The sequence below is a fragment of the Streptomyces sp. NPDC048516 genome, assembly GCF_043199875.1.
In the GTDB taxonomy this organism is placed as follows: domain Bacteria; phylum Actinomycetota; class Actinomycetes; order Streptomycetales; family Streptomycetaceae; genus Streptomyces.
In genome coordinates this window covers 131,275-144,900 of the sequence record NZ_JBICWS010000019.1, presented here as the reverse complement: position 1 = coordinate 144,900, position 13,626 = coordinate 131,275, and the positions used below count along the sequence as shown (strand labels likewise).

General features: G+C 69.3%; 5 protein-coding genes, 1 tRNA gene and 1 rRNA gene. 6 read left to right on the top strand and 1 reads right to left on the bottom strand.

Annotation, left to right across the window (positions count from 1 at the left end):
* From rrf to ACGFR7_RS30500, 3 genes are all read left to right on the top strand, one after another.
* A 5S ribosomal RNA gene (rrf, locus tag ACGFR7_RS30510) occupies positions 1–91 on the top strand; the annotation flags it as partial.
* 116 nt (positions 92–207) lie between these two features.
* Positions 208–885, top strand: coding sequence for a DegT/DnrJ/EryC1/StrS family aminotransferase (locus ACGFR7_RS30505; RefSeq protein WP_393325420.1), 678 nt, complete (start codon positions 208–210; stop codon positions 883–885).
* Positions 886–960: 75 nt separating this feature from the next.
* Positions 961–1,036: transfer RNA gene (locus ACGFR7_RS30500), tRNA-Thr, on the top strand.
* A 266-nt stretch (positions 1,037–1,302) separates the two neighbouring features.
* On the opposite strand, the gene ACGFR7_RS30495 is transcribed toward ACGFR7_RS30500, so the two are convergent.
* Positions 1,303–3,972 carry a SpoIIE family protein phosphatase gene (locus ACGFR7_RS30495; protein WP_393325418.1) on the bottom strand — a complete coding sequence of 890 codons (2,670 nt, stop codon included), beginning with the start codon at positions 3,970–3,972 and terminating at the stop codon, positions 1,303–1,305.
* 264 nt (positions 3,973–4,236) lie between these two features.
* On the opposite strand from ACGFR7_RS30495, the gene ACGFR7_RS30490 reads away from it, so the two are divergent.
* The 3 genes from ACGFR7_RS30490 to ACGFR7_RS30480 all read left to right on the top strand — a co-directional run bounded on the left by ACGFR7_RS30490 (position 4,237) and on the right by ACGFR7_RS30480 (position 13,571).
* Complete coding sequence (locus ACGFR7_RS30490) at positions 4,237–9,777, top strand: HAMP domain-containing protein (RefSeq protein WP_393325416.1); 5,541 nt, start codon at positions 4,237–4,239, stop codon at positions 9,775–9,777.
* A gap of 255 nt (positions 9,778–10,032) precedes the next feature.
* Positions 10,033–10,692 carry a two-component system response regulator gene (locus tag ACGFR7_RS30485; RefSeq protein WP_129293893.1) on the top strand — a complete coding sequence of 220 codons (660 nt, stop codon included), beginning with the start codon at positions 10,033–10,035 and terminating at the stop codon, positions 10,690–10,692.
* 92 nt (positions 10,693–10,784) lie between these two features.
* The gene (locus ACGFR7_RS30480; protein WP_393325414.1) at positions 10,785–13,571 is read left to right on the top strand and encodes a DNA translocase FtsK; all 2,787 of its coding nucleotides are present in this window, start codon (positions 10,785–10,787) and stop codon (positions 13,569–13,571) included.
* Positions 13,572–13,626: the final 55 nt, after the last annotated feature.

Here is a 13,626-nt window from a genome sequence, read left to right as displayed (position 1 = left end):
GCCCGGTTACATTCCGAACCCGGAAGCTAAGCCTTTCAGCGCCGATGGTACTGCAGGGGGGACCCTGTGGGAGAGTAGGACGCCGCCGAACAATCTTTCAGCTCCGGTCCCTGAACCTTCGTGGTTCAGGGACCGGAGCTTTTTTGTTCTGATTTTCGGGTGGTGGGTGTAACTCGACGTTCATCTGACCTGAGCAGGATCCGTTTCATGCGGACAGTAGGAGCGCTCAAGTCGGCCGGTGTCAGTGCTGGTGATGAGGTCGTGGTGCCGGCGTATGGCAACGCCGAGGTGGCCCGGGCCGTGCTCGAGTTGGGCGCGGTGCCGGTGTTCGCCGATGTGGACGGGGACAGTTACTGCCTGGACCCGGCCGCGGTGTCGGACGTGGTGACCAGTCAGACGGCCGCGGTCGTGGCGATTCACCGGTTCGGCCGGCAGGCGGACACCGGATGGATCCGTGAAGTGGGCCAGCGGCGCGGGCTGTTGGTGCTGGTGGAGAACGAACCCGGAGCGGACCCGGAGGGCGCCGAGCTGCGGCGGGCGCACGCGTCGTACCTGGACGGCAGGCTCAGCGGGGTCCGGACGCCCACACCGGCGGTGGGGCACAGCTACGAGCAGTATGTGGTGCGGGTGCCCGGCAACGGGCGGCCGGACCGGGATGCGTTCGCGCGGGCGCTGCGCGCCAAGGGCGTGGCCTGCAAGGTGCCCGTGCTGGCTCCGGTGTACCGGATGCCGGGGCTGCGGCGGGATGTCTTTCTGCCGCAGACGGAGCGGGCGGTGGACGAGACCCTGGCGTTGCCCGTGCACGCGGGGATGTCGCGGCGGGAGCTTCACAAGATGGTCGGCGCGTGCAATGCGCTCGGTGGGCTCCTGCAGCCGGCCTTTTAGCCGAGTACCGGTGGACCAGGCGGTCGACGATTCGAACCTGCAGCGGAGTTGGGGTAATATCTATTCCGCTGCCGCGCCCCAATAGCTCAGTCGGCAGAGCGTCTCCATGGTAAGGAGAAGGTCTACGGTTCGATTCCGTATTGGGGCTCCAGAGGACAAAGGCCCCCGCCGAATGGCGGGGGCCTTTGTCGTATGCCGATCCGGTGCCCATGCGGTGCCGATCCGGTGATGTCGTATCAGTTCCGCGGAGGGGAGCCATGAGCCGTGTTCTGGGCGGCGGTTGGGGGCGGCTGTGGGAATGGCTCCCCGTAAGGGGAGGGCAAGGAGACAGTCGGCTGGTCAGCACATGAGGCGGGCAGGGGTGGCGGGGGAGCGGCCCGGGGCCGTGAGGGGTGGTCGTCGGCCGCTCCCGGGGGGTCAGTCCGCCGGGGCCTCGGGGATGCGCATGGCGAGGATGGCCATGTCGTCGGAGGCGGGTTCGGCGGCGAAGCGTTCCACGGCGCGCAGCACGCGGGCGGCGACGGCGCCGGCCGTCAGTCCCGTACAGGTGGTCAGGAGGTCGGTGAGGCCGTCGTCGCCGAGCATCCGGGTGCCCTCGCGGCGCTCGGTGACGCCGTCGGTGACACACAGCAGGACGTCGCCGGGGTCGAGGCTGACGGTCTGTTCGTAGAGTTCCAGATCGTCCATGACGCCGAGGAGCGGCTGGGGTTCGGCGGCCGGCTCGACGGTGCCGTCCTGGCGGAGACGGAGCGGCAGGGGGTGGCCGGCGCAGACGACCTTGAGGACGGCGCCGCCGTCGGCCTGGGGCCAGAGTTCGCCGTAAAGGAGCGTCAGGAAGCGGCTGCGGGCGCCCTCGTCGAGGATGGCGGCGTTGAGACGTTCCAGCACGGCGGGGCCGCCGAAGCCCTCGCGGGCGAGGAGGCGCAGCGCGTGCCGGGCCAGACCCGTGACGGCGGCCGCCTCCGGGCCCGTACCGCAGACGTCGCCGATGGCGAAGCCGTAGGCGCCGTCGTGGATCGGGAAGATGTCGTAGAAGTCGCCGCCGACCTCGTTGCCCTCGCCGGCCGCGCGGTAGATGACCTCGACTTCCACGCCGGGGATCGCGGGCTGCTCAGGGGGCAGCAGGCTGCGTTGCAGGGACTGGCTGATGGCCGTGCGCTCGGAGTAGAGGCGCGCGTTGTCCAGGGCGAGCGCGGCCCGGCGGGAGAGGTCTTCGGCGAGTTCGAGGATCTCCTGGCGGAAGTGCTCCTCGGTGGGCTTGCCCAGGGTCAGCATGCCGATGACGCGGTTGCGGGCGACGAGGGGAAGGACGACCGTCTCGCCGCCCACCGCGGAGGCGGTGGCGAGGGTGGCGCCGGGGCCGGTGGAGGGCCGGGCGGCGTTGCCCAGGCCCAGGCTGCGCATGGAGGTGCGCAGGGCGGCGTCGTGCGCGGCGTCGCCGGGGGCGGTCCAGATACGGGCACCGGGGGTGGGGACCGGCTCGGGCGGGTCGACCTTCATCAGCAGCGTCTTGAGGCCGTCGATCCGGTCCTCGTCCTCGTGCAGCACATAGGACAGCTCGGGCTCGGAGGTCTGGTCGGCGACGGTGTAGACGGCGCACCACGTGGCGAGGGTCGGGACCGTCATCTGGGCCATCAGGGCCAGGGTCTGGTCCCGGTCGAGGGTGCCGGCCAGCAGGTCGGAGGCCTCGACGAGGAAGGAGAGGGAGCCGCGGCGGAGTTTTTCCAGCTCGGTGAGGCGGGCGCGTTCGACGGCGAGGGCGATGCGGTCGGCGGCGAACTGGAGACGCAGCGCCTCCTCGTTCGTGTAGCGCCCTGCGCCCTCCGCAGCGACGCCGAGCGAGCCGGTCAGCCGGCCCTCGACCTTGAGAGGGACGGTGACGACCGAGCGCATGCCCGTGCCGCTGAGGAGGGGCACGGCGCCGGGGACCGCGGTGAGGTCTTCGTGGACGGCGGGCATCCGGGCGGAGCCGTAGCGCCCGGATCCGGCCTCGACGGGGACGCGGGCGAACCGCTGGCGGGCGGAGGGCAGGCCCGTGGAGGCGCGGACCTCCAGTTCGGTCTCGTCGTCGGTGGCCAGGAGGAGGTAGGCGGCGTCGCCGTCGAGCATGTCGCGGGCCCGTTCGACGGTGCGCTGGAGCAGGCCGTCGAGATCGTCGGGGGCCGGTGAGCCGATGAAGACCTCGAACGGGTCGGAGAGGCGTCCCTCCGACGGGCCGGCCTGGGACGCGGCGTCCGGGGCGGGGGTGCGCTGGGGGCTCTGCAGGATGGCGCGCTCGTGGTCGCGTACCAGGAGGCAGACCGTGGAGGCCTCGCCGTCGGCGTCGCGGACGCGCAGGTGGGAGGCGTAGACGGGGACGACCCGGCCGTCGGAGCCCCGGATGCCGTAGGAGCCCTCCCAGCGGGAGAGCTGCAGGGCCTCGACGATGCCCGTGCCGGTTCCCGGGGTGTGCGGCCAGGCGGCGAAGTCGGTGAGCGGTTTGCCGATGACCTGTTCGGGGTCGTAGGCGAAGAGGTCCTGGGCGTCCTCGTTCCAGAAGCTGATGCAGCCGCCGCGGTCGATCTGGATCACCGCGACGCGGACGCGGGTCTCGGCGACCGGGAGGGCGTCCACCGGCAGGGCGGGTCCGGCGGAGCGGGTGCCGGCCGGGCGCTCGGGGAGGTCGAGCTGGAACCATACGTGTTTTTGTGCGGCGGTGTACTCGACGCCCCAGCGGGTGGCGAGCGCGCCGCACAGCAGCAGGCCGCGGCCGCCCTCGCGGTCAGGGTGGACGACGACCTGGCCGGCGTTCTGGAGCGGGATCTCGCGTTCGGGGTAGCGGTCGGCGACGGAAATCCGGACGCCGTCCTCGTTGCGCAGACACAGCACATCGGCGGCGGTGCCGGCGTGCACCACGGCGTTGGTGACCAGCTCGCTGGTCAGCACCACGGCGTCGTCGACGATGTCGGCGCAGCCCCAGCCCTGGAGGGTGTCGCGGACGAAGGCACGGGCAGTGGCGACCGAGCGCCCGACCGGCTCGAATGTTGCGGCGGCCCGCGCGGTGGTCACTGGTCTCCTCAAGCGTGTGTCGGTGATCTGCTCCCCCATACTCGCGGCGCCCCTCCGAATAAACCTGTGGTGCCTCCACCACTGCCCGTGCTCGATGGCCGGGACGGTGGACAGCCGTATGCCAGGTTACTTACCTTCGCCGCACCCGAGGATGCCGGTCACGTGTGTTTCCGCCCCAATCGTGCCCTGGGACGGTGTGCGATGCTGCCGAACTGTTATGGCCTGGTTGGGCCATGGTGAAACACTGGGCACGTATCAAGAGAAAGCCCGGGTAGAACGGTCGACCCTTGCGGGAGGGACACGGTGGAGTCTGGCGCAGCGGCGCGGGGCGCAAGCACGCGCGCGAAAGGCGGACGATCCCGGAACAACGGGACGACCGAGGTGGATACGGCTGCGCTGAATCGGCTGTTGGTCGCTCTGGTCGCGATGCGGGACGGGAACTTCCGCAAGCGGCTCACGGTTTCCGGCGACGGCGTCATGTCGGAGATCGCGGCGGTCTTCAACGAGGTTGCGGATCGCAATCTGCATCTCACGGGCGAGCTGACGCGGGTGCGCCGGGTCGTCGGCCGTGAGGGAAAGCTCACGGAAAGGCTGGAGGTCGGCGCCGCCGAGGGCTCCTGGGCCGCGGCGATCGACGCCTCGAATGCCCTGGTCGACGACCTCGTACGGCCCGTCTCCGAGGTGGGACGGGTGCTGTCGGCGGTGTCCGAGGGCGACCTGGAACAGCGGATGGATCTGCGGTCGCGCAGTTCGGACAGTTCTTCGGAGCACCCTCTGCGGGGTGAATTCCTGAAGGTCGGCCGGACGGTCAACGGGCTGGTGGATCAGCTCTCCGCGTTCACCGACGAGGTCACCAGGGTGGCCAGTGAGGTCGGTACGGAGGGCAAGCTCGGCGGCCAGGCGCGGGTGCGCGGAATGTCGGGTTCGTGGAAGGACCTGACGGAATCCGTCAACACCATGGCGTCCCGGCTGACGGCGCAGGTGCGTGACATTGCTCTCGTCACCACGGCGGTGGCCAAGGGTGATCTGTCGCGCAAGGTGACCGTCCATGTCTCCGGCGAGATGCTGGAGCTGAAGAACACCGTCAACACGATGGTGGATCAGCTCTCCTCGTTCGCCTCCGAGGTGACGCGGGTCGCCCGCGAGGTCGGCACCGAGGGTGAGCTCGGTGGTCAGGCGCAGGTCCCCGGCGTCGCCGGGGTGTGGAAGGACCTGACGGATTCGGTCAATCTCATGGCCGGCAACCTCACCGCTCAGGTGCGCGGGATCGCCCAGGTCACCACTGCCGTCGCCAATGGCGATCTGTCGCAGAAGGTCACGGTCAGTGCACGCGGCGAAGTCGCGCAGCTGGCCGACACGATCAACACCATGACCGAGACGCTGCGGACCTTCGCGGACGAAGTGACGCGGGTGGCGAACGAGGTCGGCGCGGAGGGGCAGCTCGGCGGCCAGGCGCAGGTGCCGGGCGCGGCCGGGACGTGGAAGGACCTCACCGACTCGGTGAACACCGCCTTCCGCAACCTGACGGCGCAGGTGCGGGACATCGCGCAGGTGACGACGGCGGTCGCCAACGGTGATCTGTCGCAGACGGTCACCGTCGATGTCGCCGGTGAAATGCTGGAGTTGAAGAACACCGTCAACACGATGGTGGGTCAGCTGTCGTCGTTCGGTGCCGAAGTGACGCGCGTTGCGCGGGAGATCGGTGTCGAGGGCGAGCTGGGCGGCCAGGCCGCGGTGCCCGGGGCGGCCGGGACGTGGAAGGACCTCACGGACTCCGTGAACACCGCCTTCCGCAACCTGACCGGGCAGGTGCGCAACATCGCCCAGGTGACGACCGCGGTGGCCAACGGCGATCTGTCGCAGAAGGTCACCGTCGATGTCTCCGGCGAGATGCTGCAACTGAAGAACACCGTGAACACCATGGTGGATCAGCTCTCCTCGTTCGCCGACCAGGTCACCCGGATGGCCAGGGACGTGGGCACGGAGGGCCGGCTGGGCGGCCAGGCCCGGGTGGACGGCGTCAGCGGCACCTGGAAGGAACTGACCGACTCCGTCAACTTCATGGCGGGGAACCTGACTTCTCAGGTGCGGCAGATCGCGCAGGTGACGACGGCGGTCGCGCGTGGCGACCTGTCGCAGAAGATCGACGTGGACGCGCGCGGCGAGATCCTGGAGCTGAAGAACACCATCAACACGATGGTCGACCAGCTCTCCGCCTTCGCCGAGCAGGTCACCCGGGTCGCCCGGGAGGTCGGTACGGACGGCAGGCTGGGTGGTCAGGCGCAGGTTCCGGGCGTCGCGGGCGTCTGGCGGGATCTGACCGACTCGGTGAACGGCATGGCCGGCAACCTGACGGCCCAGGTCCGCAATATCGCGCAGGTCGCCACGGCGGTGGCGCGCGGTGACCTGTCGCAGAAGATCGACGTGGACGCCCGGGGCGAGATCCTGGAGCTGAAGAACACCCTGAACACGATGGTCGACCAGCTCTCCTCGTTCGCGGAGCAGGTCACCCGGGTCGCCCGCGAGGTGGGCACCGAGGGCATCCTGGGCGGCCAGGCCGAGGTGCAGGGCGTCAGCGGTACGTGGAAGGACCTCACCCAGTCCGTCAACTTCATGGCGAACAACCTGACCTCGCAGGTGCGCAACATCGCCGAGGTGACGACCGCGGTGGCCCGCGGTGATCTGTCCAAGAAGATCACCGTCGATGCCAAGGGCGAGATCCTGGAACTGGTCACGACCGTCAACACGATGGTCGACCAGCTGTCGTCCTTCGCGGAGCAGGTCACCAGAGTGGCCCGTGAGGTGGGTACCGAGGGTCAGTTGGGCGGTCAGGCGCGGGTGCCGGGAGCCACCGGTATCTGGCTGGACCTCAGCGACAACGTGAACCTGATGGCCAACAACCTGACCATCCAGGTGCGCAACATCTCCCAGGTCTCGGCGGCGGTCGCCAACGGAGACCTGACCAAGAAGGTCACGGTCGAGGCGCGCGGCGAGGTCGCGCAGCTCGCCGACACGGTCAACACGATGGTCACGACGCTGTCGTCGTTCGCCGACGAGGTCACCCGGGTGGCCCGTGAGGTGGGCACCGACGGCATCCTGGGCGGTCAGGCCCGCGTTCCCGGCGTCGCCGGTACGTGGAAGGACCTCACCGAGTCCGTGAACTCGATGGCCAACAACCTGACCGGTCAGGTCCGCAACATCGCCATGGTCACCACCGCCATCGCCAAGGGCGATCTGACCAAGAAGATCGACATCGATGCGCGGGGCGAGATCCTGGCGCTGAAGACCACCATCAACACCATGGTCGACCAGTTGTCGTCCTTCGCCGAGCAGGTCACCAGAGTGGCCCGTGAGGTGGGTACGGAAGGCCAGCTGGGCGGTCAGGCGCAGGTGCGCGGCGTGGCCGGCACCTGGCGGGACCTGACCGAGTCGGTGAACGAGATGGCCGGGAACCTGACCCGTCAGGTGCGGGCCATCGCCGCGGTCGCCGCGGCGGTCACCCTCGGCGATCACAACGTCCGGATCGACGTGGACGCGGCCGGCGAGATCCTGGAGCTCCAGGACAACGTCAACACGATGATCTCCACGCTCCGCGAGACCACCCTCGCCAACGAGGAACAGGACTGGCTCAAGGGCAACCTCGCCCGGATCTCCGGTCTGATGCAGGGCCGGCGCGACCTCAAGGACGTCGCCACCCTGATCATGAGCGAGCTGTCGCCCGCGGTCTCCGCCCAGCACGGCGCGTTCTTCCTCGCCGCACAGCCCGACAGCCAGGAGATCGGCGCGGACGGCGGCGAGGCGGGCGCGTACGAGCTGCGGCTGATGGGCTCGTACGGCTACGCCATGGGCGGGATGCCGACGACCTTCCGGCCGGGTGAGACGCTGATCGGCACGGCCGCGGAGGAGGGGCGCACCATCCTGGTGGAGAACGTCCCGTCCGGGTATCTCAAGATCGCCTCCGGGCTGGGCGAGGCGCCGCCGGCGAATGTGATCGTGCTGCCGGTGCTCTTCGAGGACAAGGTGCTCGGCGTGATCGAGCTGGCGTCCTTCCAGCCGTTCACCCAGATCCAGAAGGACTTCCTCAGCCAGATCGCCGAGATGATCGCGACCAGCGTCAATACCATCTCGGTCAACACCAAGACCGAGGTACTGCTCAAGCAGTCGCAGGAGCTGACCGAACAGCTCAAGGAGCGCTCGGGCGAGCTGGAGAGCCGGCAGAAGGCGCTGGAGCTGTCCAACTCCGAGCTGGAGGAGAAGGCCGAGCAGCTACGCGCGCAAAACCGCGACATCGAGGTGAAGAACACCGAGATCGAGGAGGCGCGGCAGGTCCTGGAGGAGCGCGCCGAGCAGCTTGCGGTCTCGATGCGCTACAAGTCGGAGTTCCTGGCGAACATGTCGCACGAGCTGCGGACGCCGCTGAACTCCCTGCTGATTCTGGCCAAGTTGCTGGCCGACAACGCCGAGGGGAATCTCTCCCCGAAGCAGGTCGAATTCGCCGAAACCATCCATGGCGCCGGCAGCGACCTGCTCCAGCTGATCAACGACATCCTGGACCTGTCCAAGGTCGAGGCCGGAAAGATGGACGTCAGCCCGACGCGGATCGCCCTGGTCCAGCTCGTCGACTACGTGGAGGCCACGTTCCGGCCGCTGACCGCGGAGAAGGGACTCGACTTCTCCGTACGGGTCTCCCCGGAACTCCCGGCGACGCTGCACACCGACGAGCAGCGGCTGCTGCAGGTGCTGCGCAATCTGCTCTCCAACGCGGTGAAGTTCACCGACAGCGGCGCCGTCGAGCTGGTGATCCGGCCGGCCGGGGCGGATGTCCCGGTGGCCATCCGCGAGCAGCTGCTGGAGCACGGTTCGCTGCGCGACCCGGATGCGGACATGATCGCGTTCTCGGTGACCGACACCGGTATCGGCATCGCGTCGAGCAAGATGCGGGTCATCTTCGAGGCGTTCAAGCAGGCGGACGGCACGACCAGCCGCAAGTACGGCGGCACGGGCCTGGGCCTGTCCATCAGCCGGGAGATCGCCCGGCTGCTGGGCGGCGAGATCCATGCCGCGAGCGAGCCCAACCGCGGCTCCACGTTTACGCTCTACCTCCCGCACAACCCGGGCGGCCTGCCGCCGCAGGGCTATCCGCAGCTGGTGGCCGGCGGGATCGCGATGGACGCGGAGGCGCGGGAGACGGAGGTCGGGCGCCAGGAGGCCGAAGAGCAGCAGAGCCGCGAGCTGGACTCCGGGGGCAGCCTCAACCGGCGCCGCCGCCGGGCGGTTTCGGGCTCTGCGCGCCGCTTCGAGCTTCCGGGGCGCCAGCAGCCGTCCGTGACGCCGTCCCGGGCCCCTCAGGCACCTCAGGCTCTCCAGGCGCCTGAGGCGCCGCCGCAGCCTGTCGAGCAGCAGCCCGTCGAGGAGCCCTGGATCGGCAACGGCCAGGATCTGGTGGATCCCGCTTTCGAGGGTGGATTCCACGGCGAGAAGGTGCTGATCGTCGATGACGACATCCGCAATGTCTTCGCGCTCACCAGCGTCCTGGAGCAGCACGGGCTTTCGGTGCTGTACGCGGAGAACGGGCGCGAGGGCATCGAGGTGCTGGAGCAGCACGACGACATCGTGCTGGTCCTGATGGACATCATGATGCCGGAGATGGACGGCTATGCGACCACGGCGGCGATCCGCCGGATGCCGCAGTTCGCCGGACTGCCCATCATCGCGCTGACCGCGAAGGCGATGAAGGGCGACCGGGAGAAGAGCATCGACTCCGGAGCCTCCGACTATGTGACCAAGCCGGTGGATACCGATCATCTGTTGTCGGTCATGGAGCAATGGATGCGCGCGGAGTGAGGGAGCGTCCAGTATGGAGGCGTAAGAGGATCATCGCGTGTTGACTCAGTGTCGTCGTGGACGTGTGGAAGCGCAGGATTCGGGGAACCTTCTGGTCTCTGTCTGCGTTTCTGCTACGTGCACAGTGACATCGCGGTGACAGGGTGTGGCGACAGGCGGGGTGCAGCTACCATGACCGGCACAAGGACGGGCGGCGTGACGGAGTCGTCCCCTGGGGCGGCGTCCGGTTCCATGCCGGGGCGAGGAGGACGGGCCATGGTGCAGAAGGCCAAGATCCTCCTGGTCGATGACCGGCCGGAGAATCTGCTGGCGCTGGAGGCGATCCTCTCTGCGCTCGATCAGACACTGGTGCGGGCATCGTCCGGGGAGGAAGCGCTCAAAGCACTGCTCACGGATGATTTCGCGGTGATTCTGCTCGATGTGCAGATGCCGGGGATGGACGGCTTCGAGACGGCCGCGCACATCAAGCGGCGGGAGCGGACCCGCGACATCCCGATCATCTTCCTCACGGCCATCAACCACGGCCCGCACCACACCTTCCGTGGCTATGCGGCCGGCGCGGTGGACTACATCTCCAAGCCGTTCGACCCCTGGGTGCTGCGCGCCAAGGTCTCGGTGTTCGTCGAGCTGTACATGAAGAACTGCCAACTGCGCGAGCAGGCCTCCTTGCTGAGGCTGCAGCTGGAGGGCGGGCGGCCGAGCGCCGACGAGGCGCGGGAGTCCGCGGGGCTGCTCGCCGAGCTCTCCGCGCGGCTGGCCGCGGTCGAGGAGCAGGCCGAGGCGCTGTCCAAACAGCTGGACGAGACGGCAGACGCGGCGGCGGTCGCCACGGCCGCGCATCTGGAACGCAAACTGACGGGTCTGCGCCGGGCTCTGGACGCTCTGGAGCCGGGGGCGGGCAGCGTCGCGGGGTGACTGACGCCCGTTCATGAGGCGGGCGCGCGACACGTTCGGGTGAAGCGCTGTGCGCTCGTGTGATGCCCGCGTTCGCCTGTAATCTCGTCGCCATGGCCTCACGTACGTCCGGCAAGGGAACCCAGAGCACGGCGGGACCCTCCAAGCAGCGCGCCGGACGGACCGCGGGCGCCGCCAAGAAGACCGCAGCGAAGAAGGCGCCCGCCAAGCCGCCGGTCAAGAAGACCGCGGCCGCGAAGAAGGCACCGGCCAAAAGGGCTCCGGCCAAGCGGGCTCCGGCCAAGAAGGCCGTCCCCAAGCCGGCGCCGTCACCCACCGGCGGCGTCTACCGCCTCGTCCGCGCCTGCTGGCTGGGGCTGGCGCACGCCATCGGGGCGGTGTTCCGCGGTATGGGCCGCGGCGCGAAGAACCTCGATCCGGCGCACCGCAAGGACGGGCTGGCACTGCTGCTGCTCGGCCTGGCGCTGGTCATCGCGGCCGGGACGTGGTCGAACCTCAGCGGCCCGGTCGGCGATCTCGTCGAGCTGCTGGTGACCGGGGCGTTCGGCCGGCTCGACCTGGTCGTGCCGATACTGCTCGGCGGCATTGCGATCCGTCTCATCCGGCACCCCGAGCGGCCGGAGGCCAACGGCCGGATCGTCATCGGGCTGTCCGCCCTGGTCGTCGGTGTCCTGGGACAGGTCGCCATGGCCTGTGGCTCGCCGGGCCGGGACGACGGTCTGGCCGCCATACAGGATGCCGGCGGCTATCTGGGGTGGACCGCGTCCAAGCCGCTGATCTTCACCGTCGGACAGACCCTGGCCGTGGCGCTGCTGGCGCTGCTGACCGTCTTCGGGCTGCTGGTGGTCACCGCGACGCCGGTGAACGCGATCCCGCAGCGACTGCGGGCGCTCGGCATCCGGCTGGGCGTGGTGCAACCGGACGAGCCCGAGGAGTACTTCGACGAGGCCGAGGACTACGCGGAGGAGTGGCGCGAGCAGCCCGCCCGCACGCCGCGCCGCGGCGCCGCCGCACCGGCCGCGAGCGACCCGGAAGCGATAGAGGAAGCGGCCCTGGCTCAGCGCCGCCGCCCGCGCCGGGCCTCCGTACAGCCCGCAGCGGACCGGCCGATGGACGCGGTGGATGTCGCCGCCGCGGCCGCCGCGGCGCTGGACGGCGCGGTGCTGCACGGTGTCCAGCCCTCCCCGCTCGTCGCCGGGCTCAGCAGCAGCATCTCCGGGGAGCGCCGGGGGCACGACGGCGAGGACTCCGCGGGGGAGAGCGGCACGGTGCCGCCGGCCCGCGGCGCGGAGCCGAAGCCGTCCGCGACCGAGGACACCCCGGCCGTACCGGACTTCACCAAGGCGCCGCCGGAACCGTCCGGCGAGCTGCCGGCGCGGGCCGAGCAGCTTCAGCTGTCGGGTGACATCACCTACTCGCTGCCCTCGCTGGACCTGCTCGCGCGCGGCGGCCCCGGCAAGACCCGCAGCGCCGCCAACGACGCCATAGTGACCGCACTGACCACGGTCTTCCAGGAGTTCAAGGTCGATGCGGCGGTCACCGGGTTCACCCGCGGCCCGACGGTCACCCGCTACGAGGTCGAGCTCGGCCCGGCCGTCAAGGTCGAGAAGATCACCGCGCTGGCCAAGAACATCGCCTACGCCGTGGCCAGCCCCGACGTCCGGATCATCAGCCCGATCCCCGGCAAGTCCGCGGTCGGCATCGAGATCCCCAATACCGACCGCGAGATGGTCAACCTCGGCGATGTGCTCCGGCTGGCCGATGCCGCGGGCGATGAGCATCCGATGCTGGTGGCGCTCGGCAAGGACGTCGAGGGCGGCTACGTCATGGCCAACATGACCAAGATGCCGCACGTCCTGGTGGCCGGTGCCACCGGCTCCGGCAAGTCCTCCTGCATCAATTGCCTGATCACCTCGGTCATGGTGCGGGCCACGCCGGAGGACGTCCGGATGGTGCTGGTCGACCCCAAGCGCGTCGAGCTGACCGCGTACGAAGGCATCCCGCACCTGATCACGCCGATCATCACCAACCCCAAGCGCGCCGCCGAGGCGCTGCAGTGGGTGGTGCGCGAGATGGACCTGCGCTACGACGATCTCGCGGCGTACGGCTTCCGGCACATCGACGACTTCAACGAGGCGGTGCGCAGCGGCAAGGTCAGCTCCCCCGAGGGCAGCGAGCGCGAGCTGGCGCCGTATCCGTATCTGCTGGTGATCGTCGACGAGCTGGCGGACCTGATGATGGTCGCGCCGCGCGATGTGGAGGACTCCATCGTCCGCATCACCCAGCTCGCCCGCGCGGCAGGCATCCATCTGGTGCTCGCCACCCAGCGCCCGTCCGTCGACGTGGTCACCGGCCTGATCAAGGCCAATGTGCCCTCCAGGCTCGCGTTCGCCACCTCCTCGCTCGCCGACAGCCGGGTCATCCTCGACCAGCCGGGCGCCGAGAAGCTGATCGGCAAGGGCGACGGGCTGTTCCTGCCGATGGGGGCCAACAAGCCGGTCCGTATGCAGGGCGCTTTCGTGACCGAGGCCGAGGTCGCGGCAGTGGTCCAGCACTGCAAGGATCAGATGGCGCCGGTCTTCCGCGACGACGTCACCGTCGGCACGGCCAAGAAGAAGGAGATCGACGAGGACATCGGCGATGATCTCGATCTGCTGTGCCAGGCCGCTGAGCTGGTGGTTTCCACGCAGTTCGGGTCGACCTCGATGCTTCAGCGCAAGCTGCGGGTGGGCTTTGCCAAGGCCGGCCGGCTGATGGACCTCATGGAGTCGCGCAATATCGTCGGGCCGAGCGAGGGATCCAAGGCCCGCGACGTTCTGGTGAAGCCCGATGAATTGGATGGAGTGCTGGCGGTGATCCGGGGGGAGGCTACCGAGTAGCACAGACATCCGGGTCTCGCATACGAGAGAAAAAGGCAACCGTTTCGCCTGCCGA